Here is a 21540-nt window from a genome sequence, read left to right as displayed (position 1 = left end):
GCGCCGCTCCTCCTCATCGCTTCGCTCTGCATCGTCGCCGGCGGTGTCATCTGCGCCGCTCCTCCTCATCGCTTCGCTCTGCATCGTCGCCGGCGGCTATGACCGGAAAATCTGTCCGCCGTCGACGTTGAAGATCTGCCCGGTGATCCACGACGCCTCGTCGGACAGCAGGAACAGGCACATGCCGACCAGGTCCGCCGGCGTGCCCATTCGCGACAGCGGCAGGCCCTTGACGATGTCGGCGACGATCTCTTGAGGGGTGGTGGTCCGGTTGGCCTCGGTGTCGATGGGGCCCGGCGCGATCGCGTTGATCCGGATGTTCTGACCCCCGAGTTCGGTGGCCAGCTGCTGGGTGAGTCCGTTGATCCCAACCTTGGCCAACCCGTAGAAGTTCGAGTAAAGCCATGCCGCGGTGGAGGACTGGTTGACGATCGCCCCGCCACCGCGCTTGGCCATCTTCTTGTAGACCGCGCGCGTGCACCACAACGCCCCGTCGAGGTTCACGCTCATGAACTTCTTGTAGTACTCCGGGTCGATGGTGAGCAAGAAGTCCAACTTCATGCCCCCGAAGATCGCGGCGTTGTTGACCAGGTAGTCGATGCCGCCGAATTCGGCCAGCGTGCGATCGGCCATCGCCTTGGCCGACGCCGGGTCGGACACGTCGACCGGAATACTGATCGCGGTTCCACCGTCAGCCACGATCTGCTTGGCGACCGCCTCGGCCGCCTCGGCGTTGATGTCGGCGACCACCACCGCGGCCCCCTCGCGGGCCAGCGCCTCGGCATAGGCCTGCCCGATCCCGCCCCCGGAACCGGTGACGATGCCGACTTTGTTCTCGAATCGCATGTTCGCAAGCTCCTCTAATTAACTGCTGTCGCAATGGTTTTGATTTCCAGGTACTCCTCGAAACCGGCCAGGCCCATCTCGCGTCCGTTTCCGGACTGCTTGTAACCGCCGAAGGGCGCGTCGGCCGAGTACCACACGCCGCCGTTGACATTGATCGTGCCCGCGCGGACGCGCGCGGCGACCCGGGCCGCCCGGTCGGGGTCAGCGCCGAACACGGTGCCCGACAGGCCATATGGCGAGTCGTTGGCGATGCGGACGGCGTCGTCGTCGCCGTCGTGCGGGATCACCGTCAGGACCGGGCCGAAGATCTCCTCGCGCGCGCAGCGCGCGTCGTTGCCCAGTCCCGCGATCACCGTGGGCTCGATGAAGAAGCCGACTTCGCGGTCGGCCGGCCGGCCGCCTCCGCAGGCGAACGTCCCGCCATCGGCGATCGCCGAGTCGAGGTAGCCCTGTATCCGGTCACGCTGGCGCGCCGAAATCACTGGCCCGCAGATGGTTCCGGGGTCGGTGGGGTCGCCGGCCTTGATGCCGCCCATCGTCGCGGCCGCGATGGAGACGGCCTCGTCGTACTTCGCCCGCGGCACCACCAGCCGGGTGGTGATCGCGCAGCCTTGCCCCGCGTGCATACACACCGAGAACGCGGCCACGCCGACCGCGCCGCCGAGGTCGGCATCGTCGAGGACGATGAATGCCGACTTGCCGCCCAGCTCGAGGAAGACCTTCTTGATGGTCGCCGCGCCGTCGGCCATCACGGCGCGCCCGGTCGCCGTCGACCCGGTGAACGAAATCATGTCCACCCGTGGGTCTTTCGATAGCAACGCCCCGACACCGTGGTCGTCGGAGGTGACGATGTTGATGACGCCGGGCGGAAAGTCGGTGTGCTCGGCGATGAGTTCCCCCAGCACGGCGGCGCACCAGGGGGTGTCGGGTGCCGGCTTGAGGACGACGCTGTTTCCGGCGGCCAGGGCGGGCCCGATCTTGGCGAGGTTGATCTGGTGGGGAAAGTTCCACGGGGTGATGGCGCCGACGACGCCGACGGCCTCGCGCGCGATGGTGCGCCTGGTGGGGATGCCCATCGGCGACGCCTCGCCGAGATCCTGGTTGTATTCGTAGGATTCGGCGGTGTCCGCGGCGAACGCCAGGTCGTTGACCGGGACTTCGAGCTGGGCGATGCTGGTGAGCATTCGCGGCGCCCCGACTTCGGCGATGGTCAGGTCGCGCAGCTCTTCGAGGTGCTGCTGCATCGCCTCGCGCAGTTGCCGGACGCAGCGCACCCGCAATTCGGTGTTGCGCGACCAGTCCGTCTCATCGAAGGCGCGCCGCGCGGCATCGATCGCGCGTTCCATGTCGGCGGCGTCGGCGTTGGCGGCGACACCCAGCACTTCCTCGGTCGCCGGATTGACCGTGGGAAAGGTGCCAGCGCTGCCGGCCGACATCTTGCCGTCGATGAAGAGTTCGCTCACGCCGTCGGCCAGCAAGGCCATGTCCCGCTCCTGTCTGTGCGCGGCCAACCCGCCACGCCAATCTAGTGGACAGTTGTCCGATATCGTCCGATCGAACCATAGTCTCCTGGCCAGCGGCGGTGCAAGGGCGGATCCCGTTCGACTCGAATACTCGCCCCAAAACCGCAGATTAACCACAATGTTTCCGGGACGGACTTGCTTCGCGCCGACAACATCGATTAGCTTGGACATGTGTCCAGCGATGCACTGGCGATCACCTCCGACGCCGACCGTCAGACCGGTCAGACGCCGCGCAATCGGCGTCAAGAGGAGACCTTCCGCAAGGTGTTGGCCGCCGGCATCGAAACGTTGCGCGAGAAGTCCTATGCCGACCTGACCGTGCGCGCGGTGGCGGCCCGCGCCAAGGTGGCGCCCGCCACCGCCTACACCTACTTTTCGTCGAAGAATCACCTGATCGCCGAGGTCTACCTGGACCTGGTGCGGCAGGTCCCCTACTTCACCGACGTCAACGACCCGATGCCCAGCAGGGTGGAACAGGTGCTGCGCCATCTGGCCCTGGTGGTCGCCGACGAGCCCGAAGTCAGCGCCGCCTGCACGACGGCCTTGCTCAGCGGCGGGGCGGACCCCGCGGTGCGCGCCGCCCGCGACCGCATCGGCGTGGAGATCCACCGCAGGATCACATCCGCGATGGGCCCCAACGCCGATCCCACGACCGTGTCCGCACTGGAGATGTCCTTTTTCGGCGCGCTGGTCCAGGGCGGCAGTGGCGAATTCAGCTACCGCGAGATCGCCGACCGGCTGGCCTACGTGGTGCGGCTGATCCTGACCGGCGCCAAAGACACAAGCCCCGAGACGTAAGGCAGGAACCTAAGCGATGACCGTCCACGTTGGCGACCACGAGCTGGTCCTCGATCCCTACGATTACGACTTCCACGAGGATCCGTACCCGTACTACAAGCGTCTCCGCGACGACGCCCCGCTGTATCGCAATGAAGAACTGAAGTTCTGGGCGCTGTCCCGGCACCAGGACGTGCTGCAGGGTTTCCGCAACAGCACCACGCTGTCCAACAAGTACGGCGTGTCGCTGGATCCGGCGTCGCGCGGCCCGCACGCAAGTAAGACGATGAGCTTTCTCGCGATGGACGATCCGGCCCACCTGCGGCTGCGCACGCTGGTCTCAAAAGGCTTCACGCCGCGCCGGATTCGCGAACTCGAACCCCGGGTCACCGAGATCGCCACGCAGCACCTCGACACGATGCTGGCCAAGGCTAAGTCTTCAGCGAACGGCACCGTCGACTATGTCGACGAGTTCGCGGGCAAGCTGCCCATGGACGTCATCTCCGAGTTGATGGGTGTGCCCGAGCCGGACCGAGACCAGGTCCGCGCCTGGGCCGACGGGGTGATGCACCGCGACGAGGGAGTTACCGACGTGCCGCCCGAGGCCGTCGAGGCCTCCCTCAACCTCATCGTCTACTACCAACAGATGGTGGCCGAGCGACGCGAGCAATTGACGGGCGATCTGACGTCGGCGCTGCTGGAAGCCGAGATCGACGGCGACCGGCTCACCGACGACGAGGTGCTCGGCTTCATGTTCCTCATGGTGATCGCGGGAAACGAGACCACCACCAAACTGCTTGCCAACGCCGCCTTTTGGGGTCATAAGAACCCCGATCAGCTGACCCCGGTCTACGACGATCTGTCCCGGGTGCCGCTGTGGGTCGAGGAGACCCTGCGCTACGACACCTCCAGCCAGATACTGGCCCGCACCGTGTCCGGTGAGCTCACCCTTTATGACACCACCATTCCCGACGGCGACGTCCTGCTGCTGTTGCCCGGTTCGGGCCATCGTGACGAGCGGGTGTTCGACAAGCCCGACGATTATGTGATCGGGCGCGAAATCGGGCCCAAGCTATTGAGTTTCGGTAGCGGCGCACACTTCTGCCTGGGCGCGCATTTGGCGCGGATGGAAGCCCGGGTGGCGCTCACCGAGTTGTTCAAGCGAATCCGCGGCTACGAAGTGGACGAGGCCAACGCCGTCCGCGTCCACTCCAGCAATGTCCGCGGATTCGCCCACCTACCAATGAGCGTGGAGGTCCGCTGAATGCCCCGCTTTGAGCCCCTGCCCGAACGCCGGCCCGCCATCGTGGCCGGAGCGTCCTCCGGTATCGGGGAGGCCACCGCCATCGAACTCGCGGCGCACGGCTTCCCGGTCGCCCTGGGCGCACGCCGGGTCGAGAAGCTCGACGACATTGTCGGCAAGATCAACGCCGAGGGCGGCGAAGCGGTCGGGTTCCACCTGGACGTCACCGACCCGAATTCGGTGAAATCCTTTGTGGCCCAGTCGGTCGACGCGCTCGGCGACATCGAGGTACTGGTCGCCGGCGCGGGCGACACCTACTTCGGCAAGCTCGCCGAGATCACCACCGACGAATTCGAGTCCCAGCTGCAGATCCATCTCGTCGGCGCCAACCGGCTGGCCGCCGCGGTGCTGCCCGGCATGCTGGAGCGGCAGCGGGGTGACTTGATCTTCGTCGGCTCCGACGTCGCCCTGCGCCAGCGACCGCACATGGGCGCCTACGGCGCCGCCAAGGCCGCCCTGGTCGCGATGGTCACCAACTTTCAGATGGAGCTCGAGGGCACCGGCGTGCGGGCCTCGATCGTGCATCCGGGCCCGACGAAGACGTCGATGGGGTGGAGCCTGCCCGCCGAAAAGATCGGTCCCGCACTGGAAGACTGGGCCAAGTGGGGCCAGGCCCGTCACGACTACTTCTTGCGCGCAGCGGATTTGGCACGCGCCATCACGTTCGTCGCCGAGACGCCGCGCGGCGGCTTCGTTGCCAACATGGAGCTTCAGCCCGAAGCCCCGCTGGCCAATAACAAAGATCGCCAGAAGCTCGCACTCGGCGAAGAGGGGATGCCAGGACAATGACCAGCACAGCTATCGTGCCCCGGGTTTCCGGTGGCGAAGAAGAGCACGGCCACCTCGAGGAATTCCGTACCGACCCAATCGGTTTGATGAAGCGGGTCCGCGACGAGTGCGGCGACGTCGGGTGGTTCCAGCTGGTGGACAAGCACGTCATCCTGCTCTCCGGCGCGGGTGCCAACGAGTTCTTCTTCCGGTCCGCCGACGAGGACCTCGACCAGGCCGCGGCGTACCCGTTCATGGCGCCGATCTTCGGCAAGGGCGTGGTGTTCGACGCAAGCCCGGAGCGGCGCAAGGAAATGCTGCACAACTCGGCGCTGCGCGGGGAGCAGATGAAGGGCCACGCCGCCACCATCGAGGCTCAAGTGAAGGGGATGATCGCCGACTGGGGCGACGAGGGCGAGATCGAGCTGCTCGACTTCTTCTCCGAGCTGACGATCTACACCTCGACGGCGTGTCTGATCGGCGTGAAATTCCGTAACCAGCTCGACCACCGGTTCGCGGAGTACTACCACGAGCTGGAACGCGGCACCGACCCGTTGTGCTACGTCGATCCGTACCTGCCGATCGACAGTTTCCGGCGCCGCGACGAGGCCCGCGTCAAACTCGTTGCGCTGGTGCAGGAGATCATGAACGAGCGGCTGGCCAACCCGCCGAAGGACAAGAGCGACCGCGACATGCTCGACGTGCTCGTGTCGATCAACGACGAGGATGGCAATCCGCGGTTCTCCGCCGACGAGGTCACCGGGATGTTCATCTCGCTCATGTTCGCCGGGCACCACACCAGTTCGGGGACCTCGGCGTGGACCCTGATCGAGTTGATCCGCCATCCCGAGGTGTACGCCGAGGTGCTGGCCGAGCTCGAGGAGCTCTACGCCGACGGCCAGGAGGTGAGTTTCCATGCGCTGCGCTCGATTCCGAAGCTGGACAACGTGGTCAAGGAGACGCTGCGGCTGCACCCACCGCTCATCATTCTGATGCGGGTGGCCCAGGGCGAGTTCGAGGTCGAGGGCTTCCCGATTCACAACGGCGACTACGTCGCGGCTTCTCCGGCGATCTCCAACCGGATTCCCGAGGACTTTCCCGACCCGGATGCGTTCAAACCGGACCGCTACAACAAGCCCGAGCAGGCCGACATCGTCAACCGGTGGACCTGGATCCCGTTCGGTGCGGGCCGGCACCGCTGCGTCGGCGCAGCGTTCGCCCAGATGCAGATCAAGGCGATCTTCTCGGTCCTGTTGCGCGAGTACGACTTCGAGATGGCGCAACCGGCGGAGAGCTATCACAACGATCACTCGAAGATGGTCGTGCAGCTCGCCCGGCCGGCCAAGGTCCGCTACCGCAAGCGCAAGGCGTAAGGAGTAAGTCCGATGGGCGGATTCCGAATCGAAGCCGATCTGGATTTGTGTCAGGGCCACGCCATGTGCGAACTGGAGGCGCCCGACTACTTCCAGGTGCCCAAGCGGGGCAAGGTCGAGATCCTCGACCCCGAGCCCCCCGAAGACGCCCGCGACGAAGTCGAACGCGCGGTCGAGATGTGCCCAACACAAGCACTACTCATCAAAGAGAAAGAAGATTGACAGTGGCGTCACGCGAAGAGCTCGAGGCATGGGTCGACCGCTGGCTGCAGGCCAACAAGGACTGCGAAAAGGCCGGTGACTGGCGCCCATTGGCGGACTTCTACACCAAAGACGCGACCTACGGGTGGAACATCGGCCCCAAAGAAGACGTGATGTGCGTCGGCGTCGACGAGATCCGCGACATCGCTTTGGGTTTGGAGATGGAAGGCCTGGAGAACTGGGTGTATGAGTACCAGAAGGTGCTCATCGACGAGAAGCAGGGCGAGATCGTCGGCTTTTGGAAGCAGATCGTCAACAAGGCCGACGGCACCCAGGGCGAGATCTACGGCATCGGCGGCAGCTGGTTCCGGCTCAACGACGACCTGTTGATCGAGTGGCAGCGCGACTTCTTCGACTTCGGACACGTCGCGTACATGTACGGCAAGCTCATCGAGTCCGGCGACCTGAGCGAGGGCATGCAGCGGCGCATCGAACGCAGCATCGCCGGCGAGAAGCTGCCCGGCTACTACCCGCTCGGCGAAGCACCGGTCCCCATCTGGTGACCGAAGCAATGGCGGCGACCCGCTGCGCCCGGCTACGCCGCGCTTGCGATCGCCGCGGGAGCCAACCAAGCATTTGATTTGTTGCACGCGCTATGCTGACGCGACGAGGGTGCCTGTGGCATCCGTCACCTAGCTGGCCGGCATGAAGGGCCGGTCAGCGCTGATCAATTCCAAAGGCGAAATGGGGTCAGGACCATCGTGAAGACAAAAGGCGCACTGATCTGGGAGTTCAACCAGCCCTGGTCCATCGAGGAAATCGAGATCGGCGACCCGCAAGCGCATGAGGTCAAGATCCAGATGGAAGCGGCGGGCATGTGCCACTCCGACCATCACCTGGTCACCGGGGGTATCCCGATGGCCGGTTTCCCGGTGCTGGGCGGTCACGAGGGCGCCGGCATCGTCACCGAGGTCGGGCCGGGCGTGGAAGACATCGCGCCGGGTGACCACGTGGTGCTGTCGTTCATCCCGTCCTGCGGGCAGTGTCCGACCTGTCAGGCCGGCATGCGCAACCTCTGCGACCTGGGAGCCGGCCTGCTGGGCGGCGCCGCGGTGTCCGACGGGACGTTCCGCATCCAGGCCCGCGGCCAGAACGTCTTCCCCATGACGCTGCTGGGTACGTTCTCCCCCTACATGGTCGTGCACCGCAGCTCGGTGGTGAAGATCGACCCGTCGGTCCCGTTCGAGGTCGCCGCGCTGGTCGGCTGCGGTGTCACCACCGGCTACGGGTCGTCGGTCCGCACCGCTGACATCCGGCCGGGCCAAGACGTCGCCATCGTCGGCGTCGGCGGGGTCGGCATGGCCGCGCTGCAGGGCGCGGTCAACGCGGGCGCGCGCTACATCTTCGCGATCGACCCGGTGGAGTGGAAGCGCGACCAGGCGCTGAAGTTCGGTGCCACCCACGTCTACCCCGACATCATGGCCGCGATGGCCGGCATGGCCGAGGTCACCTACGGCCTGATGGCCCACAAGGTCGTCGTCACCGTGGGCGAGCTGCAGGGCGCCGACGTCGACAACTACCTCAACATCACCCAAAAGGGCGGGACCTGCGTGCTGACCGCCATCGGCAGCCTGCTGGACACCAACGTCAACCTCAACCTGGCGATGCTGACCCTGATGCAGAAGAACCTGCAGGGCACCATCTTCGGTGGCGGCAACCCGCAGTACGACATCCCGCAGCTGCTGTCGATGTACAAGGCCGGCAAGCTGAACCTGGACGACATGATCACCCGCCAATACCGGCTCGAGCAGATCAACGACGGCTATCAGGACATGCTGGACGGCAAGAACATTCGCGGAGTCATCCGCTACACCGACGCCGACCGGTAAACGACCCGTCATCAGCCGCGTCTGCTGTGACCGGCTTTGTGCCACCTCATGGCGCCGGGGCGAACCGGCGCCATGGCGGTGTGCTGTCGAGCTCCCTCCTTGTGCCACAACGTAATCGGCTCACGGACGCCCATCGGGTTGACTCGTTCCGAGGCACTGGGTGCGCAAACTAGTGACAGGAGAAGAAATGACCGAAGCCGCAGCCGCGCAAGAATCCCAGGCATCCCCGGCCCTGGCCGCGTCGCAGTCCTCGTGGCGGTGCGTGCAGGCGCACGACCGGGCGGGCTGGTTGGCGCTGATGTCCGATGACGTCGTCATCGAGGACCCGATCGGCAAGTCCGTCACCAACCCCGACGGCACCGGTGTCCGTGGCAAGGAGGCCGTCGGAGCGTTCTTCGACACCAACATCGCGGCCAATCAGCTCTCCATCACCTGCGAGGAGACTTTCCCGTCGAGCTCCCCCGACGAGATCGCCCACATCTTGGTGCTCAACAGCAAGTTCGAGGGCGGCCTGACCAGCTCGGTGCGTGGGGTGTTCACCTACAAGGTCAACGACGCCGGGTTGATCACCAACATGCGTGGCTACTGGAACCTCGACATGATGCAGTTCGGCAAGGAGGACTGAGTGCCCATGGCGTCGATCTTCTCCAAGATCATCAACCGCGAACTGCCCGGCCGCTTCGTCTACGAGGACGACGACGTCGTGGCGTTCCTGACGATCGAGCCGATGACGCAGGGACACACCCTCGTCGTGCCGCGCGAAGAGATCGACAATTGGCAGGACGTCGACGGCGCGGCCTTCGCCCGGGTGATGACCGTCAGCCAGTTGATCGGCAAGGCCGTCTGCAAGGCCTTCAGGACCGAACGGTCCGGCCTGATCATCGCCGGACTGGAGGTGCCGCATCTGCATGTGCACGTCTTCCCGACCCGCAGCCTCAGCGACTTCGGCTTCGCCAACGTGGACCGCAACCCCTCACCGGAATCGCTGGACGAGGCCCAGGCCAAGATCAAGGCGGCCCTGGCTCAGTTGGCGTGAACCGCGTGCTGCGCGTGGACGTCACTGATGCGCGGCAACGTCACCCGGAAGCAGCAGCCCTCGCCCGGCGCGGTGGTCACGCTGACGACACCGCCGTGCGCCCGCACCAGCGACTCCACGATGGATAGGCCCAGGCCGGTCCCGCCGCTCGCGCGCGCCCGCGACGAGTCGGTGCGATAGAAACGCTCGAACACCCGCGACGCGTCCTGCTCGCTCATGCCGGGGCCCTTGTCCGCCACCTCGAGGACCGCGTCGTCGCCGTCGGTGCCGACCCGCACCGTCACGTCGGCGCTTTCCGGGGTGTGCTGCAAGGCGTTGGCGATCAGATTGCTCAGCACCTGCCGGATGCGCGCTTCGTCGCCGAGCACCTCCGGCGTGCCGGGGCCGTCGAGGACCTTCATGGTGATGGTTCGCCCCGGATCGATCGCCTGCGCGTCGTGCACGGCGTCGCTGGCCAGCGCCAGCAGGTCCACCCGGTTGTGCTCGAGCGGTCGTTGCACGTCGAGGCGGGCCAGCAGCAGCAGATCGTCGACCAGCAGACCCATCCGGGAGGCCTCGCTCTCGATCCGCGACAACAACATGGCGACGTCGCGGGCGGCGCCTTGGCGATACAGTTCGGCGAAACCGCGGATGGTGGTCAGCGGGGTGCGCAGCTCGTGGCTGGCGTCGGTGATGAAGCGGCGCATCCGGTCCTCGGAGCCGCGGGCCTTCTCGGCCGAGGACTCCGAGGACGCCAGCGCTTGCTGAATCTGCGCCAGCATTCCGTTGAGGGCGAGCGAGAGCCGGCCCACCTCGGTGCGCGGATCCCGTTCTGGGACACGGCGATCCAACTGGCCGGACGCGATGGCCGCGGCCGTTCGTTCGACTTCGGCCAACGGCCGCAGGCTGCGCTGGACGACGGCGAAGCTGGCGATCCCGACCAGGACCAGCACCCCCACCCCGATGGCGACCTGCAGCCAGACCAGTGAGCGGAGAGTGTGCTGGAGGTCGGACAGGTCGATCGCGACGGTCGTCAAACCCTGTGGCCCGCGCACCGATACAGCCCGCCAATGGATGTTCGAGCCATTCACCGAGGGCAGCGTCGTCGGGTTGGGACCCACGTCGTTGTTGGCCGGGAGCGCCGGTTCGGCGTTGCGGTCGTTGATGGCGGTGAAGGGGATGCCGTCCGTGCCGACGCCGCGCACGTAGAACTTCGACGGTGGCCGGCCCGGGTCGGGGCCCTCGTACGGCGGCGGTGACTGACGACGCGGGGCCAGCGCCCAGCTGTGGGATGCGTCGAGCAGCGTCTGGTCGATGCGGCTGATCTGACTGTGCCGCAGGATCGACGTCACCGCGACACCGGAAACGGCCAGGCCGCACGCGACCAGCAACAAGGTGGCGGCGACGAGCCCTATTCGGAGCGGCAATCCGCGTCGAGGCTGAGTGACCATCTACCCAATTCTTCGCTACCGTTGACGACCGCGCACGCGCTCAGCGCGGTTCCCGCAACACATAACCCACGCCGCGCAGCGTGTGCAGCAGGCGCTTCTCGCCGGTGTCGATTTTGCGCCGCAGGTACGACACGTAGGACTCGACGACGTTCACGTCGCCCCCGAAGTCGTAGCGCCATACGTGGTCGAGGATCTTCGGTTTGCTCAACACCGTGCCCGCGTTGATCACGAAGTAACGCAGCAGCGTGAATTCGGTCGGCGACAGCGACACGGGCTGACCGGCCTTCCACACCTCGTGCGTTTCTTCGTCGAGTTCGATATCGGCGAAAGTCAGTCGGGCGCTGCGTGGTTCGGCCCCGCCCTTGCCGGCGCGCCGCAGGATGACCCGCAACCGCGCGACGACCTCTTCGAGGCTGAACGGCTTCGTCACATAGTCGTCGCCCCCCAGCGTCAGGCCGGCGATCTTGTCCTGCAAGGAATCCCGCGCCGTCAAAAACAGCGCGGGGGCGTCGATGCCGTCGGCCCGCAACCGTCGCAACACCCCGAACCCGTCCATGCCGGGCATCATCACGTCGAGGATGACGGCATCGGGACGGGCTTCGCGCGCCCGGTCCAGCGCCTGGGCGCCATTGGTTGCCGTGTAGACCTCGAAGCCCTGGAACTTCAAGCTGACCGAGAGCAGTTCGACGATGTTGGCCTCGTCGTCGACCACGAGGACGCGGGCCTCCGGTTTGGTGTCGCTGGGAGTTGGCGATGTCATCAGGTGCTGCTGTCCCTTACTTGAAGTTACCTATGGAAAAATTGTGTGATTCCTGAAAGCTCAGTGTCAACCGTCTGTTAGTAGTCTGCCAGGCATCGGCGCGTTGCCTTGAGACGGATCGGCCTTTTCGCAGGCCGCGCCGTGCATAGACTCGAAGAATGAACCTCGCCAAAAGCATCGTGTCGGCGGCGACCGCTCCCGCGCGGGTCGGTCTGGCCGCGGCGGATGCGGGTCTGGGCGTGGCAAGCGCGGCCGTTGGCGTGGCGAAGCGGGCTTTGGGCGAGAACGGGTCCGCCGGCACCAACCCGATGACGTCGATGCTGGGTCTCGACGACGCGCTCGTGCGCGCCAACCGGCTGGCCAGGCTGCTCGACGACGACGCCCCGCTGGGTCGGGCGGTGGCCCCGGACGGGCCGCTCGATCGGTTGCTCCGCCCGGGTGGGGTCGTCGACATGCTGACCTCGGAGGGCGGCCTGCTCGACCGGCTGACCGCCGAGGGCGGCGCCTTGCAGCGCACGCTGCAGCCGGGCGGGCTTGCCGATCAGCTGGTCGCCGAGGACGGATTGATCGAACGCCTGCTGGCCGAGGACGGGCTGGCCGACCGCCTGCTCAGCGAAGGCGGCCTGGTCGACAAGCTGACCGCCAAACACGGGCCGCTGGACCAGCTCGCCGACGTCGCCGACACCCTGGCGCGGCTCACCCCGGGGATGGAGGCGCTCGAGCCCGCCATCGCCACCCTGCAAGACGCCGTCATCGCGCTCACCATGGTGGTCAACCCGCTGAGCAACATCGCGGATCGGATCCCGCTGCCGGGGCGCCGGCGGCCCTCGTCACGGGCGGTGCGCTCGGCGCGCGTGATCGACACCGACCAGTGACCGGTTAGGCCTTTACGCCGTAAGTGTCGGCGGTGTGATTGTTGGCATGCGTTGGTGCAGAACACCTTTCGCCGACGGCCGTCGAAATCGACTCCGCACCTGCGACAAACCGTGGACATAAGGCGACGCTATCGGTGAGTACCGACAGGAATGGAGCCGCGTGAGAGACTCGAACTCTCGACATCCGCTTTACAAGAGCGACGCTCTACCAACTGAGCTAACGCGGCCTGGGTGGCTCGACAAGCCACGACGATTCTACGGCAGGGGTGATGCCGTCCGAGCTACGCGTCGACTCGAGCCGGCGGAGGTGCGGGTGTAGGGCGGGAGCCCGCGAAACGGAGCGCTTTGGTAAGCGCTCAATCCTGCGTTGGCGCGCTCAACACGCCCTGCCATCGCCGTGGTCGTCGTCCTCCTCGTCGCCCCAGTAGGCCCATTCGGGAAGCGGCGTGTTGGGCATGGCGCCCAAAGCGGATGCCTCATACCCGGGTTGACCACCGGGTCCCTTCCACCGCGGATCCAGTCTGTTCGCGCGTGAACGTCTGACCCCGCGGGTGATCACAGCGACGGTGCCTCCGACGACGAAGGCGATCAGGGCGACTTTCAGAACCAGAAATAGCAGGGTCACGGTTGCATGCGCTCCACACTGCGTTGAGGTAACACCCTGCAGGGCAACGGGTCTCGATCCGACGCGGGATGGCGTCCCGTCCGGCTCACGGGTGGCCCGGAAGGTTGTCCAGATCTCCCTGGATGTCCCGCAGTTTTCCTTCGATGGCCTGCAAATCGGAGAGGGCATCCTGATAGGACGGCTGCATCTCGTTTGAGGCAGAGGGTAGGGACTGGGGGCAGTACGCGACGATGGCGCCCGCGGTGACATGGGTGCTTTGATCGGCGTCCCAGATCGACGATCGCTGCACGAACCCGACCGCGTCGGAAAAGTTGTGTTGGTGCGCCAGGAAGTCGCAGACGGCGTGCCCCTGGGCCATCACGTAATCCTGGCTGGGAATCGGCACGCCTTCGTGCTTCAACGCGGCGATGAACGCCGTGTCGGCTACGCCAATCCGCGGGGCGGGTGCGGGGGGAGCCATGCGAGCGGGTGGCGACGCGACCGGTCGACTGGGTGACGACGCGGCCGGCGGCGGGGCTTCCGTCGACTGCGCCGATGAATCTTGGTGGCGGACGGCGAATATGGCGATCGCGGCGGCGGCGATCGCCACCAGTGACAGCGGCAACGCCGCCACCAGGCCCAGCCGGCGCAGCACGCCGCTGGGCCTCAGGAGCGTGACCGTGTCGTGCCGGCGCCGGGCGGCGGCGACCGCCGGGGTTTCGGGGGCGCTGGGCGCGTTCACGAGCGTCGCCCCGGTGCTGTGGGCCAGGAGCTCGTCGAGCAGTTCGTCGACCTCTTGGGACGACGGCTGGCCACCCTGCTCGCGGATCGATCGTCGCCCAAGGGCGATGCGCCGCAGTTCTGAGTCGATCGTCTCGCGGTCGCGCATATCAACCAGTTTGAGCCTTCATCGGCATTGATGTCACGCGCTCGGATGCGACAGACTCGCTGTGAGGCGAACCAGCCGGAGCCGTGGGGGATCGAGGCGATGGACGGATGTGATCACTGTGGGCCGTAACCGACGCGCCGCGCCGCTCGTCCTCGCCGCGATCATGGTCGCGCTCGCCGGTTGTTCGGCGTCGCATCCCAAAAATGCCTCCCCGGCGGCCACGACGACGTCCGCCACCGCGGCGCCGACCCGGGTGGTGCCCGTGGATTCCGGGACGCCCGGCGGCGCGCAGCCGCCGCTGGCGGCGGATCCCGTGCAGCTGGCCGACGACCTCGTCGCCGACGAGCGCGCCCTGCGCGACCCGGGGACCGCGGAGCCGACGCTGACGGCGGCGGCACACCGCGAGCAGGCGGCCTACCGGGCCATCGCACGCCATCCCGAATGGGACGCGACGACGCGCCCGCGCATCCCGGCAGAGCTGGCCGAGGTGTACGACCGCAACGTCGACGCCCGTCGGCAACTCATCGCGCTGACCCCGGTGCGAGACACCCTGCCGGCGTGGCGCATCGAGCCGCCGGCCCCGGCCGACGAGCTGCTCAGCGACTACCACCAGGCGGAGTCCGAATCCGGCGTCGGCTGGAACTACCTGGCCGCAATCAACTTCATCGAGACCCGTTTCGGCAGCATCGTGGGCGCGAGCACCGCCGGGGCACAGGGCCCCATGCAGTTCTTGCCGTCGACGTTCGCCGGTTACGGACAGGGCGGCGATATCCACTCCCCGCGCGACAGCATCCTGGCGGCGGGCCGCTACCTGGCCGCCAACGGCTTTGCCAACGATCGGGATCGCGCCATCTACGGCTACAACCACGCCGGCGAATACGTGCGCGCGGTCGACCAATACGCGGCGCTGATCGCGGCCGATCCGGCCACGTTCACCGCGTACTACCGGTGGGACGTCTATTGCCGCACCACCGCGGGCGACGTCGTGCTGCCCATCGGCTACGACGCGTCGTCACCGATCCCGGCCGCGGACTACGTGGCGGCCCACCCGCAGTAATACGCGCTCAGTACAGGGGCACCCAGACACCGAAGAACCAGTAACCCCAACCGCCGTACTGCCAGTTGAAGACCGGGACGACGGTAAAGGTGTTGTAGTTGAACGGTCCGAAGTCCGCCCGGGCCACCAGCACGTCACGCGGCGGTCCGGCCCACGGCCGGTTCCACCCACCCGGAGGCGGCGGACCGTTCCAGCCCCCCGGGGGCGGCGGGCCCACCCAGTGCGGCGGAGGGTGGCCCGGCGCCGGGCCGTCGTTCCAGCCGTAGTTGTGCGGGCGCGGCGGCGGGGGTGCCCCGTGGCCCACGACGCTGAAGCCGGTGTCGAGACCCACCGGCCCGCCGATCTCGGCGTTGCCGCTGGCATACACCCCGCGCGGCGGAATGTACGGCGGGTGCGGCGGCTGCGTGCTCGGGGGGTTGAGCGAGGCGTACCGCTGCCGCTCGTTCCCCGGCGGATTCTGCGTGTTCGCCGGGGCGTTGGTCTGCCCGCCCTGCGGCGGGTTCTGACCGGGCTCATTCGGCGGGGTGTTCTGCCCCGGCTGCGGCGGGTATTGACCGCGCTCATTCGGCTGCGGGCCGTTCTGCCCGCCCTGCGGCGGGCCGTTCTGGCCGCCCTGCGCCGGCGGACCGTTCTGGCCACCCTGCGCCGGCGGACCGTTCTGCCCGCCCTGCGCCGGCGGACCGTTCTGCCCGCCCTGCGCCGGCGGACCATTCTGCCCACCCTGCGCCGGCGGACCATTCTGCCCACCCTGCGCTGGCGGACCGTTCTGGCCACCCTGCGGCGGGGTGTTCCCCCCGCCCTGCTGACCGCCGTGGCCGCCGGGCTGTCCACCCGGGCCGCCCGGCGCGCCGCCCGGGCCGCCGGGGTTGCCGCCCCCGCCGCCGCCACCACCGCCACCGCCGTGGCAGCCCGGGCAGGGCGGAGGCGGGTCAAGTGGCGCGGAGTAGGCCGTCCCAGCGTTCAGGGTGGCCATGGAGATGCTCAGGCCGGCGGCCACCGCGGCAGCGCCGACGACACGTTTCATAGACATAGCTGCGTTCCCCTCGGGTGTCGATGGCCTGCGCTACGGGCAGGTGACGTCCAACTCGAATGACTTGGTTACCTGCTGCGGTTGCTGCGGGTTGCTCATGTCGACACCCGTAGCGGTGCCCTTGATCGCCCACGTCTTGCCGTTGACCGCGGCCCCGGCACTGCCGCCCTGGTTGGGCGCGGCGTCGGAGAAACCGAGCGCGACCCCGTTTACAGTGCCCAGCCCGACCGAATGGACCAGGGGCGGATTGCCATTGCTGACCACGGCGCCGAGCCCGGCGGTGGGGTCGCCGATGCCGATGTTGGTGTTGTCCCCCGCGGCGGTGCAGGTGACCTGCCCGCTGACGTTCTGGTTCTGGCCGTCGACGATCACCAGCGGACCTGCCGCACCCGCCGGCGAAGACGAGCCGGACGGCGACGTACCGGACTTGTTGCTCGAACACCCCGCGCCGGCCGCGATCACCAGGGCCACACCGGCAACGCCGGCTACGATCCCACGCTTCACTACTGCTTCCCCTTCGTGTCGCCGGTTCCGCTGCTTCACCATGGCGTCGGTACCCGGTACGTCAGAATTGCAAACGCTACGACACTCACGGGAGAACGCGCAGGCCCCACCTGTCCAGCAGCGGATTGATCAGCATGAAATAGGTCGTGTAGTCGTCACCGTCGGGCGAGGACATCAACAGACCGACGGCGCTCACGGTGCCGTCGGGGTTCATCACGAAGCCGGGACTGCCGCTGTCGCCGTCCAGGCTGAACACGCTTGCTTCGACCACGTCACCGTCGATGCCTTTGATGGCGCCGCACGTCTCACCCGTCACCGCACCGATCTTGCAGAACGGCATGCCGGGTTGAATCTGCGCGTGGCTCAACACATCCCGAACCTGATACCTGCCGGCTATGTCGCCCACCGGCATGCCGATGCTCGGCTCGAGGCGGATGATCGCGGCGTCGCGCTTGGCCCCTTCATGCTCGCTGGCCGAGATCTTGCCGAGCGGAGCATCGTTGCCGTACGTCCACTCCGCGCCATCGTGCGAGTCGCAGTGCCCGCTGGTCATCAGGTAGTAGCTGCCGTCGGCGCCCTGTGCCGCGAAACCCGCTGTGCACCTGCCGGATTCATGATCGACTCCCATGCCCGGTGCCGGGGGCGGCGACGGCAGGGCCGGCGGCGGCGCCGCCGCAGCGGTTTTCGCCAGCGTCGTCGCGGCCACCAGCACGGCCCCAACGAGTCCCAGCCCCCGCAACCACGGCATGTTCACGCCGTCCCCCTCCGTTTGTGCCGGGCAGATAGTAGCAGCGCCACTCGCCTCGAATGCGCTGGCGGCCAGCCGGTTCCGCGCGGCCGGTTCATCCGGCGTCGACGTGCCGGGCAAGGAAGTCCAGCACGGCGCCGGCGAAGATGTCGTTGCGATCACCGGCGACCATGTGTCCCGCGCCGCGGACATCGGTGAATTCGACTTGGGGAAAACGCGCCAGGAATTCGTCGGCGCGCTCCTGGCTGACGAGGTCGCTCATCTGCCCGCGCACCAGGAGCATCGGCACCCCGCCGCGCAGGATAGCCTCCACGGCCGCGTACATCCGATCGGGGTCGGTGACCTCGAACGGCGGGAATGCGGCTGTGCCGCTGATGAATTGCGGATCCCAGTGCCAATACCAGCGGTCGCCGCGGCGACGCAGGTTGGTGGTCAGGCCGTCCAGATCGGTCGGTCGCGGCCGATGCGGGTTGTACTCGGCGATTGCGTCGGCGACTTCGTCCAGTGAGCCGAACCCCGATTCCACCCGCTCGGCCATGAAGGCATGGATCCGGTTCGCCCCGGACTGGTCCATGTTCGGGACAATGTCGACCAACACGACCGCGCTCGCGATGCCCGGGGACAGCTCCCCGGCGAGCAGCATCGACGTGAACCCGCCCAGCGAGGCACCGACCAGGACCGGTCGCGGAGGCAGCGTGCGCAGCACCTCTTGGACGTCGCCGGCGAAACTCACGACGCGATAGTCGCCGTCGTCCGACCAGTCCGATTCGCCGTGGCCGCGCAGGTCGACGGTGACGGCCTGCCACCCCCGCGCGGCGACCGCGGCAGCGGCCTTGCCCCACGAACGGCGCGTCTGACCGCCGCCATGCAGGAACACCACCGCGCGCGCATGAGGATCCCCGAGTCGGTCGGCGACGATCTGGACCCCACCGCGACCCCGGATCGTAAACGGTTCAGCTGCCGTGGGCACTAGGTGATACTAAGGCGCCCCCAACCGGCGCCCGCGTTCGCTTGACGCCAATGGTGTGCAGCGGCGTCAATTTAGAGGGCGGGCGGCGCCGCAGCGACGGGCCGAAGCGAAGGAGAAGGCATGCATCTCGACGAGTACATGTCGCTGGATGCGACCTCCTTGGCCGAGCTGGTCGAGCGCAAGCAGGTCACCCCGGCCGAACTACTCGCGTTGGCACGAGAACGATCGGACGCGGTGAACCCGCACTTGAACGCCATCGTCCGTCGCCTCGACGGTGTCGCCGACGCCCGGGCCGCCGCTCCGGGTCTGAAGGGCCCGTTCGCCGGTGTTCCCTTCCTGCTCAAAGACCTCGGCCAGGAGTACCGCGGCTTTCCCACGTCGTGCGGGTCGCGCTCGCTGGCCAATGAGGTGGCCGACCGGCACGCGCTGATCACGCAGCGGTTTCTGGACGCGGGCCTGGTGATTTTCGGGATGACCAATACGCCCGAATTCGGCGCCAAGGGTGTCACGGAACCCGACTATTGGGGCCCGGCCCGCAACCCGTGGAACATCCGGCACACGCCAGGCGGCTCGTCGGGCGGATCCGGTGCGGCGGTGGCCGCCGGCATCGTTCCGGCCGCCGGGGCCAACGACGGTGGCGGGTCGATCCGAATCCCCGCCGCCTGCAACGGACTCGTCGGCCTCAAGCCCAGCCGGGGCTTGGCTCCCTACGGCCCGCAGACCGGCGAGATGCTGTTGGGGATGGCGACCCAGGGGGTGGTGTCGCGCACCGTGCGCGACAGTGCCGCGCTCTACGACGCGATCGTCGGGCACCATCCGGGTTCCGCTTACCGAGTTGCGTTGCCCGACAAGCCATTCAGCGAGCTCGTGAAACGTCGTCCGGAGCGGTTGAAAATCGGGTACTCGGCGCGCTCGGCGATCAACCCGCGGCCCAGCGCCGAGGCCGTCGCCGCGGTCGAGAAGACGGCGGTGCTACTGGGCGAATTGGGCCATCAGGTCGACGAGGTCGCGCCGCCGTACGATGACGCCGCACTGGGCCGTGACTTCCTGACCATCTGGTTCGCACAGCTTCACCACCAGGTCGCCGACATCAAGCAGCGAACCGGCGCCCGCGACAGCGACTTTGAGGCCGACACGTTGGCCGTCAGCGAACTCGGCCGATCCGGTGGTGTCCTGGCGGTCATGTCCGCGCTGGAAAACAGGAACAACTACATCCAGTCCCTGGCCGAGTTTCACGGCGCCTACGACTACTTCCTGACCCCCACTTTGGCGACCCCGCCCCTGGAGGTTGGCGCCACCGCGACGTCGGCGGTGTTGCAGCGCGCGGCCCGAGTGATCAGCAGGCTACGCGCGGGAAAACTCATGGGGCTCAGCGGAATTCTCGACGACCTCATCCAGGAGAGCCTGGGCTGGGTGCCCTACACGCAGCTGGCCAACCTCACCGGGCGCCCGGCGATCAGCGTCCCACTGGATTGGACGCAGAACGGCCTTCCGCTCGGTGTTCAGTTCGTGGGGAAGCTGGGCGCCGACGGCGAGCTCCTCCAGTTGGCCGCCCAACTCGAAGAGGCGAACCCATGGGCTCACCGATACCCGGCCCCGGGCACGAATTAGCCGCCGCCGTCAGTCGTTTCAGCTGGCGGCTCGGTGCCCTGCTTGCCGCGCTGGCCCCGCCACAACCCGGCAAACCGACGGGCGATGTCACCCAGCCGGCCCCCCGCATGTTGGGAAGCTTTGATGCGGCCCAAGGTTTCCCGGCCTTCCTTCGCGTAGTCCTTGACCGATTCGTCGCCTTCCTCGGCGCGCATGTCTGACCTCCGATCCTGCTCGGTCGCGTTTGTCATTCCGGAGTTTGACGCTCGGGCGGTTCCGATGGCGTCAAGCGCTCCGGCGGTTCGGTTGGCGTGAGCCGTTCGGGCGGTTCGGTGGGCGTGAGCCGCTCCGGCGTCTCGCCCGGTGTCCCCGGCTCGGGTGGCTCTGAATCGCCTGGCCGCTTCGCCGAAGGCGGCCTGAGGTCCGTATCGCCCATGCTCAGTCCTTCGATCGGCTCAAACCCGCGTACCCGCCGCACCGGGGCCTCCAAACGCTGCCGGGCTGGAAAAACGCCCCGCTGCGCACCGGGTGCCGGGGGCGGCCCGGCCGCTTACACTCCAACCGTGGTAGATCTGGCGCAAACGAGGTCGGCAGTGAAGAAAGTCCCGCTCGGCATCGGAATCGCCGTCCTCGTGTTGCTCGCCGTCTTCGCGATACCGATCAAGCAACGGTGCGGGGCGCCGGGCTACCCGTGCGCGTCGACGCTGGACAACGAGGGCAACACCCACTACTACTACGAGGTCGAACCGGCGGGCGTCTACCTCGCTGAAATCGTCACGGGCTCCAACATCACGCTCTTTTACTCCTCGGGCGAGGACCTGGTCAAAGCCCGATAGCACTGCAGGGAGACGACATGCGCATCGGCGCAACTGCCCGGATCACGGCGGCCGTCGGGGTGCTCGCAGCGGCCATGCTGCACCCAAACGCGCCGGCACTCGCCGCCGTGGGCCAACGCCCCTGTAGCGCAAATGCGTTGTGCGCCAACGCCCCCGCGGCCGACGGCGGTGACCAGGCCGCCGCCGAGCGTGCGATCATCGACGGCTACTCAAGAAGCAGGTCGGATGCACGCCGACCATGCCGCCCCACCCGGTGTCCATCGCGTGGGATCCGCCGGGCTTCACGCCGGGGGTCGGCGGCTCTGGCCTCATCCACGATGCCAACTCGGCGCTGGGCGGCCAATACCGCGCCGACTACGTCGACGGTCGATGGCGCATCGAGTACCTGTACTGCTGACGGCGACGGTTTGCTGCCGGTCCCGGGCGGTCGGTGCGGTGCCGGGTATCCGTGCGGTCACAAGTTCGGCTCGATCCGTCTCGCGTACGAGACCGGGCGGGGGTCATCCGGGGCGCACACCGGGACCGCCCGAC

Annotated in this window: 25 protein-coding genes and 1 tRNA gene; 14 read left to right on the top strand and 12 right to left on the bottom strand. The window is 67.4% G+C overall.

The window, feature by feature from the left end:
• Positions 1–96: 96 nt before the first annotated feature.
• Both P6281_RS03040 and P6281_RS03035 read right to left on the bottom strand, forming a co-directional pair.
• Positions 97–846, bottom strand: coding sequence for an SDR family oxidoreductase (locus P6281_RS03040; protein ID WP_008263823.1), 750 nt, complete (start codon positions 844–846; stop codon positions 97–99).
• A gap of 14 nt (positions 847–860) precedes the next feature.
• Positions 861–2330: an aldehyde dehydrogenase gene (locus tag P6281_RS03035; protein ID WP_008263822.1), complete on the bottom strand. Its 1470-nt coding sequence runs from the start codon at positions 2328–2330 to the stop codon at positions 861–863.
• Positions 2331–2540: 210 nt separating this feature from the next.
• Here P6281_RS03035 and P6281_RS03030 point away from each other — a divergent pair, with 210 nt between their 5' ends.
• From P6281_RS03030 to P6281_RS02990, 9 genes are all read left to right on the top strand, one after another.
• Positions 2541–3167 carry a TetR/AcrR family transcriptional regulator gene (locus P6281_RS03030; protein ID WP_008263821.1) on the top strand — a complete coding sequence of 209 codons (627 nt, stop codon included), beginning with the start codon at positions 2541–2543 and terminating at the stop codon, positions 3165–3167.
• Between the two features lie 16 nt (positions 3168–3183).
• Positions 3184–4410, top strand: coding sequence for a cytochrome P450 (locus tag P6281_RS03025; RefSeq protein ID WP_008263820.1), 1227 nt, complete (start codon positions 3184–3186; stop codon positions 4408–4410).
• Positions 4411–5238 (top strand): SDR family oxidoreductase, encoded by an 828-nt coding sequence (locus P6281_RS03020; RefSeq protein WP_008263818.1) that lies wholly within the window; start codon positions 4411–4413, stop codon positions 5236–5238. It begins immediately after the preceding gene.
• A complete protein-coding gene (locus P6281_RS03015) occupies positions 5235–6590 on the top strand; it encodes a cytochrome P450 (RefSeq protein ID WP_008263815.1) in 1356 nt (451 codons plus the stop codon). Before P6281_RS03020 ends, P6281_RS03015 begins: the two co-directional genes overlap by 4 nt.
• Positions 6591–6602: 12 nt before the next feature.
• Complete coding sequence (locus P6281_RS03010; protein WP_008263814.1) at positions 6603–6812, top strand: ferredoxin; 210 nt, start codon at positions 6603–6605, stop codon at positions 6810–6812.
• A gap of 2 nt (positions 6813–6814) precedes the next feature.
• Entirely contained in the window at positions 6815–7354 is a 540-nt protein-coding gene (locus tag P6281_RS03005; protein WP_008263812.1) for a hypothetical protein, read from the top strand.
• A gap of 198 nt (positions 7355–7552) precedes the next feature.
• The gene (locus P6281_RS03000; RefSeq protein ID WP_008263811.1) at positions 7553–8680 is read left to right on the top strand and encodes an NDMA-dependent alcohol dehydrogenase; all 1128 of its coding nucleotides are present in this window, start codon (positions 7553–7555) and stop codon (positions 8678–8680) included.
• Between the two features lie 187 nt (positions 8681–8867).
• The gene (locus P6281_RS02995; RefSeq protein WP_064933930.1) at positions 8868–9305 is read left to right on the top strand and encodes a ketosteroid isomerase family protein; all 438 of its coding nucleotides are present in this window, start codon (positions 8868–8870) and stop codon (positions 9303–9305) included.
• 6 nt (positions 9306–9311) lie between these two features.
• Positions 9312–9716, top strand: a complete 405-nt coding sequence (locus tag P6281_RS02990) for an HIT family protein (RefSeq protein WP_095662530.1) — start codon at positions 9312–9314, stop codon at positions 9714–9716.
• On the opposite strand, the gene P6281_RS02985 is transcribed toward P6281_RS02990, so the two are convergent.
• A complete protein-coding gene (locus tag P6281_RS02985; protein ID WP_014381773.1) occupies positions 9704–11146 on the bottom strand; it encodes a sensor histidine kinase in 1443 nt (480 codons plus the stop codon). The genes P6281_RS02990 and P6281_RS02985 overlap by 13 nt on opposite strands.
• 40 nt (positions 11147–11186) lie before the next feature.
• Positions 11187–11906 (bottom strand): two-component system response regulator PhoP, encoded by a 720-nt coding sequence (phoP, locus tag P6281_RS02980; RefSeq protein WP_008263800.1) that lies wholly within the window; start codon positions 11904–11906, stop codon positions 11187–11189.
• Positions 11907–12064: 158 nt separating this feature from the next.
• Here phoP and P6281_RS02975 point away from each other — a divergent pair, with 158 nt between their 5' ends.
• Positions 12065–12781 carry a hypothetical protein gene (locus tag P6281_RS02975; protein WP_008263798.1) on the top strand — a complete coding sequence of 239 codons (717 nt, stop codon included), beginning with the start codon at positions 12065–12067 and terminating at the stop codon, positions 12779–12781.
• Between the two features lie 151 nt (positions 12782–12932).
• Here P6281_RS02975 and P6281_RS02970 read toward each other — a convergent pair.
• From P6281_RS02970 to P6281_RS02960, 3 genes are all read right to left on the bottom strand, one after another.
• Positions 12933–13008: transfer RNA gene (locus P6281_RS02970), tRNA-Thr, on the bottom strand.
• Positions 13009–13157: 149 nt separating this feature from the next.
• Positions 13158–13406 carry a hypothetical protein gene (locus tag P6281_RS02965; RefSeq protein WP_009951978.1) on the bottom strand — a complete coding sequence of 83 codons (249 nt, stop codon included), beginning with the start codon at positions 13404–13406 and terminating at the stop codon, positions 13158–13160.
• A gap of 85 nt (positions 13407–13491) precedes the next feature.
• Positions 13492–14274, bottom strand: coding sequence for a DUF732 domain-containing protein (locus P6281_RS02960; RefSeq protein WP_014383785.1), 783 nt, complete (start codon positions 14272–14274; stop codon positions 13492–13494).
• Positions 14275–14437: 163 nt separating this feature from the next.
• Between P6281_RS02960 and P6281_RS02955 the strand changes: the two genes are divergently transcribed.
• A complete protein-coding gene (locus P6281_RS02955; RefSeq protein ID WP_179293401.1) occupies positions 14438–15331 on the top strand; it encodes a lytic transglycosylase domain-containing protein in 894 nt (297 codons plus the stop codon).
• A gap of 7 nt (positions 15332–15338) precedes the next feature.
• Here the strand turns inward: P6281_RS02955 and P6281_RS02950 are convergent, their stop codons facing one another.
• The 4 genes from P6281_RS02950 to P6281_RS02935 all read right to left on the bottom strand — a co-directional run bounded on the left by P6281_RS02950 (position 15339) and on the right by P6281_RS02935 (position 18583).
• Positions 15339–16355 carry an MAP_0585 family protein gene (locus P6281_RS02950; RefSeq protein WP_014383784.1) on the bottom strand — a complete coding sequence of 339 codons (1017 nt, stop codon included), beginning with the start codon at positions 16353–16355 and terminating at the stop codon, positions 15339–15341.
• A 39-nt stretch (positions 16356–16394) separates the two neighbouring features.
• A complete protein-coding gene (locus tag P6281_RS02945) occupies positions 16395–16865 on the bottom strand; it encodes a lipoprotein LpqH (RefSeq protein ID WP_014379063.1) in 471 nt (156 codons plus the stop codon).
• Positions 16866–16950: 85 nt separating this feature from the next.
• Positions 16951–17619 carry a S1 family peptidase gene (locus P6281_RS02940; RefSeq protein ID WP_008263784.1) on the bottom strand — a complete coding sequence of 223 codons (669 nt, stop codon included), beginning with the start codon at positions 17617–17619 and terminating at the stop codon, positions 16951–16953.
• 88 nt (positions 17620–17707) lie between these two features.
• On the bottom strand, positions 17708–18583 hold the full coding sequence (locus P6281_RS02935; protein ID WP_176476781.1) for an alpha/beta fold hydrolase: 876 nt from the start codon (positions 18581–18583) through the stop codon (positions 17708–17710).
• A gap of 120 nt (positions 18584–18703) precedes the next feature.
• Here P6281_RS02935 and P6281_RS02930 point away from each other — a divergent pair, with 120 nt between their 5' ends.
• Positions 18704–20194, top strand: a complete 1491-nt coding sequence (locus P6281_RS02930; RefSeq protein WP_020821548.1) for an amidase — start codon at positions 18704–18706, stop codon at positions 20192–20194.
• Here P6281_RS02930 and P6281_RS02925 read toward each other — a convergent pair.
• Complete coding sequence (locus tag P6281_RS02925) at positions 20191–20388, bottom strand: hypothetical protein (protein WP_020821547.1); 198 nt, start codon at positions 20386–20388, stop codon at positions 20191–20193. The two genes, P6281_RS02930 and P6281_RS02925, sit on opposite strands and share 4 nt — an antisense overlap.
• Before the next feature lie 378 nt (positions 20389–20766).
• On the opposite strand from P6281_RS02925, the gene P6281_RS02920 reads away from it, so the two are divergent.
• Positions 20767–21009 carry a hypothetical protein gene (locus P6281_RS02920; protein ID WP_008263774.1) on the top strand — a complete coding sequence of 81 codons (243 nt, stop codon included), beginning with the start codon at positions 20767–20769 and terminating at the stop codon, positions 21007–21009.
• A gap of 238 nt (positions 21010–21247) precedes the next feature.
• Positions 21248–21406: a hypothetical protein gene (locus P6281_RS02915; RefSeq protein WP_324738610.1), complete on the top strand. Its 159-nt coding sequence runs from the start codon at positions 21248–21250 to the stop codon at positions 21404–21406.
• The last annotated feature ends 134 nt before the right edge of the window (positions 21407–21540 follow it).

Source organism: Mycobacterium sp. 5-140-3-2 (assembly GCF_035666375.1).
In the GTDB taxonomy this organism is placed as follows: domain Bacteria; phylum Actinomycetota; class Actinomycetes; order Mycobacteriales; family Mycobacteriaceae; genus Mycobacterium; species Mycobacterium intracellulare.
Note: the sequence above shows the minus strand (reverse complement) of the source record. Positions and strands in the feature narration are given on the sequence as shown.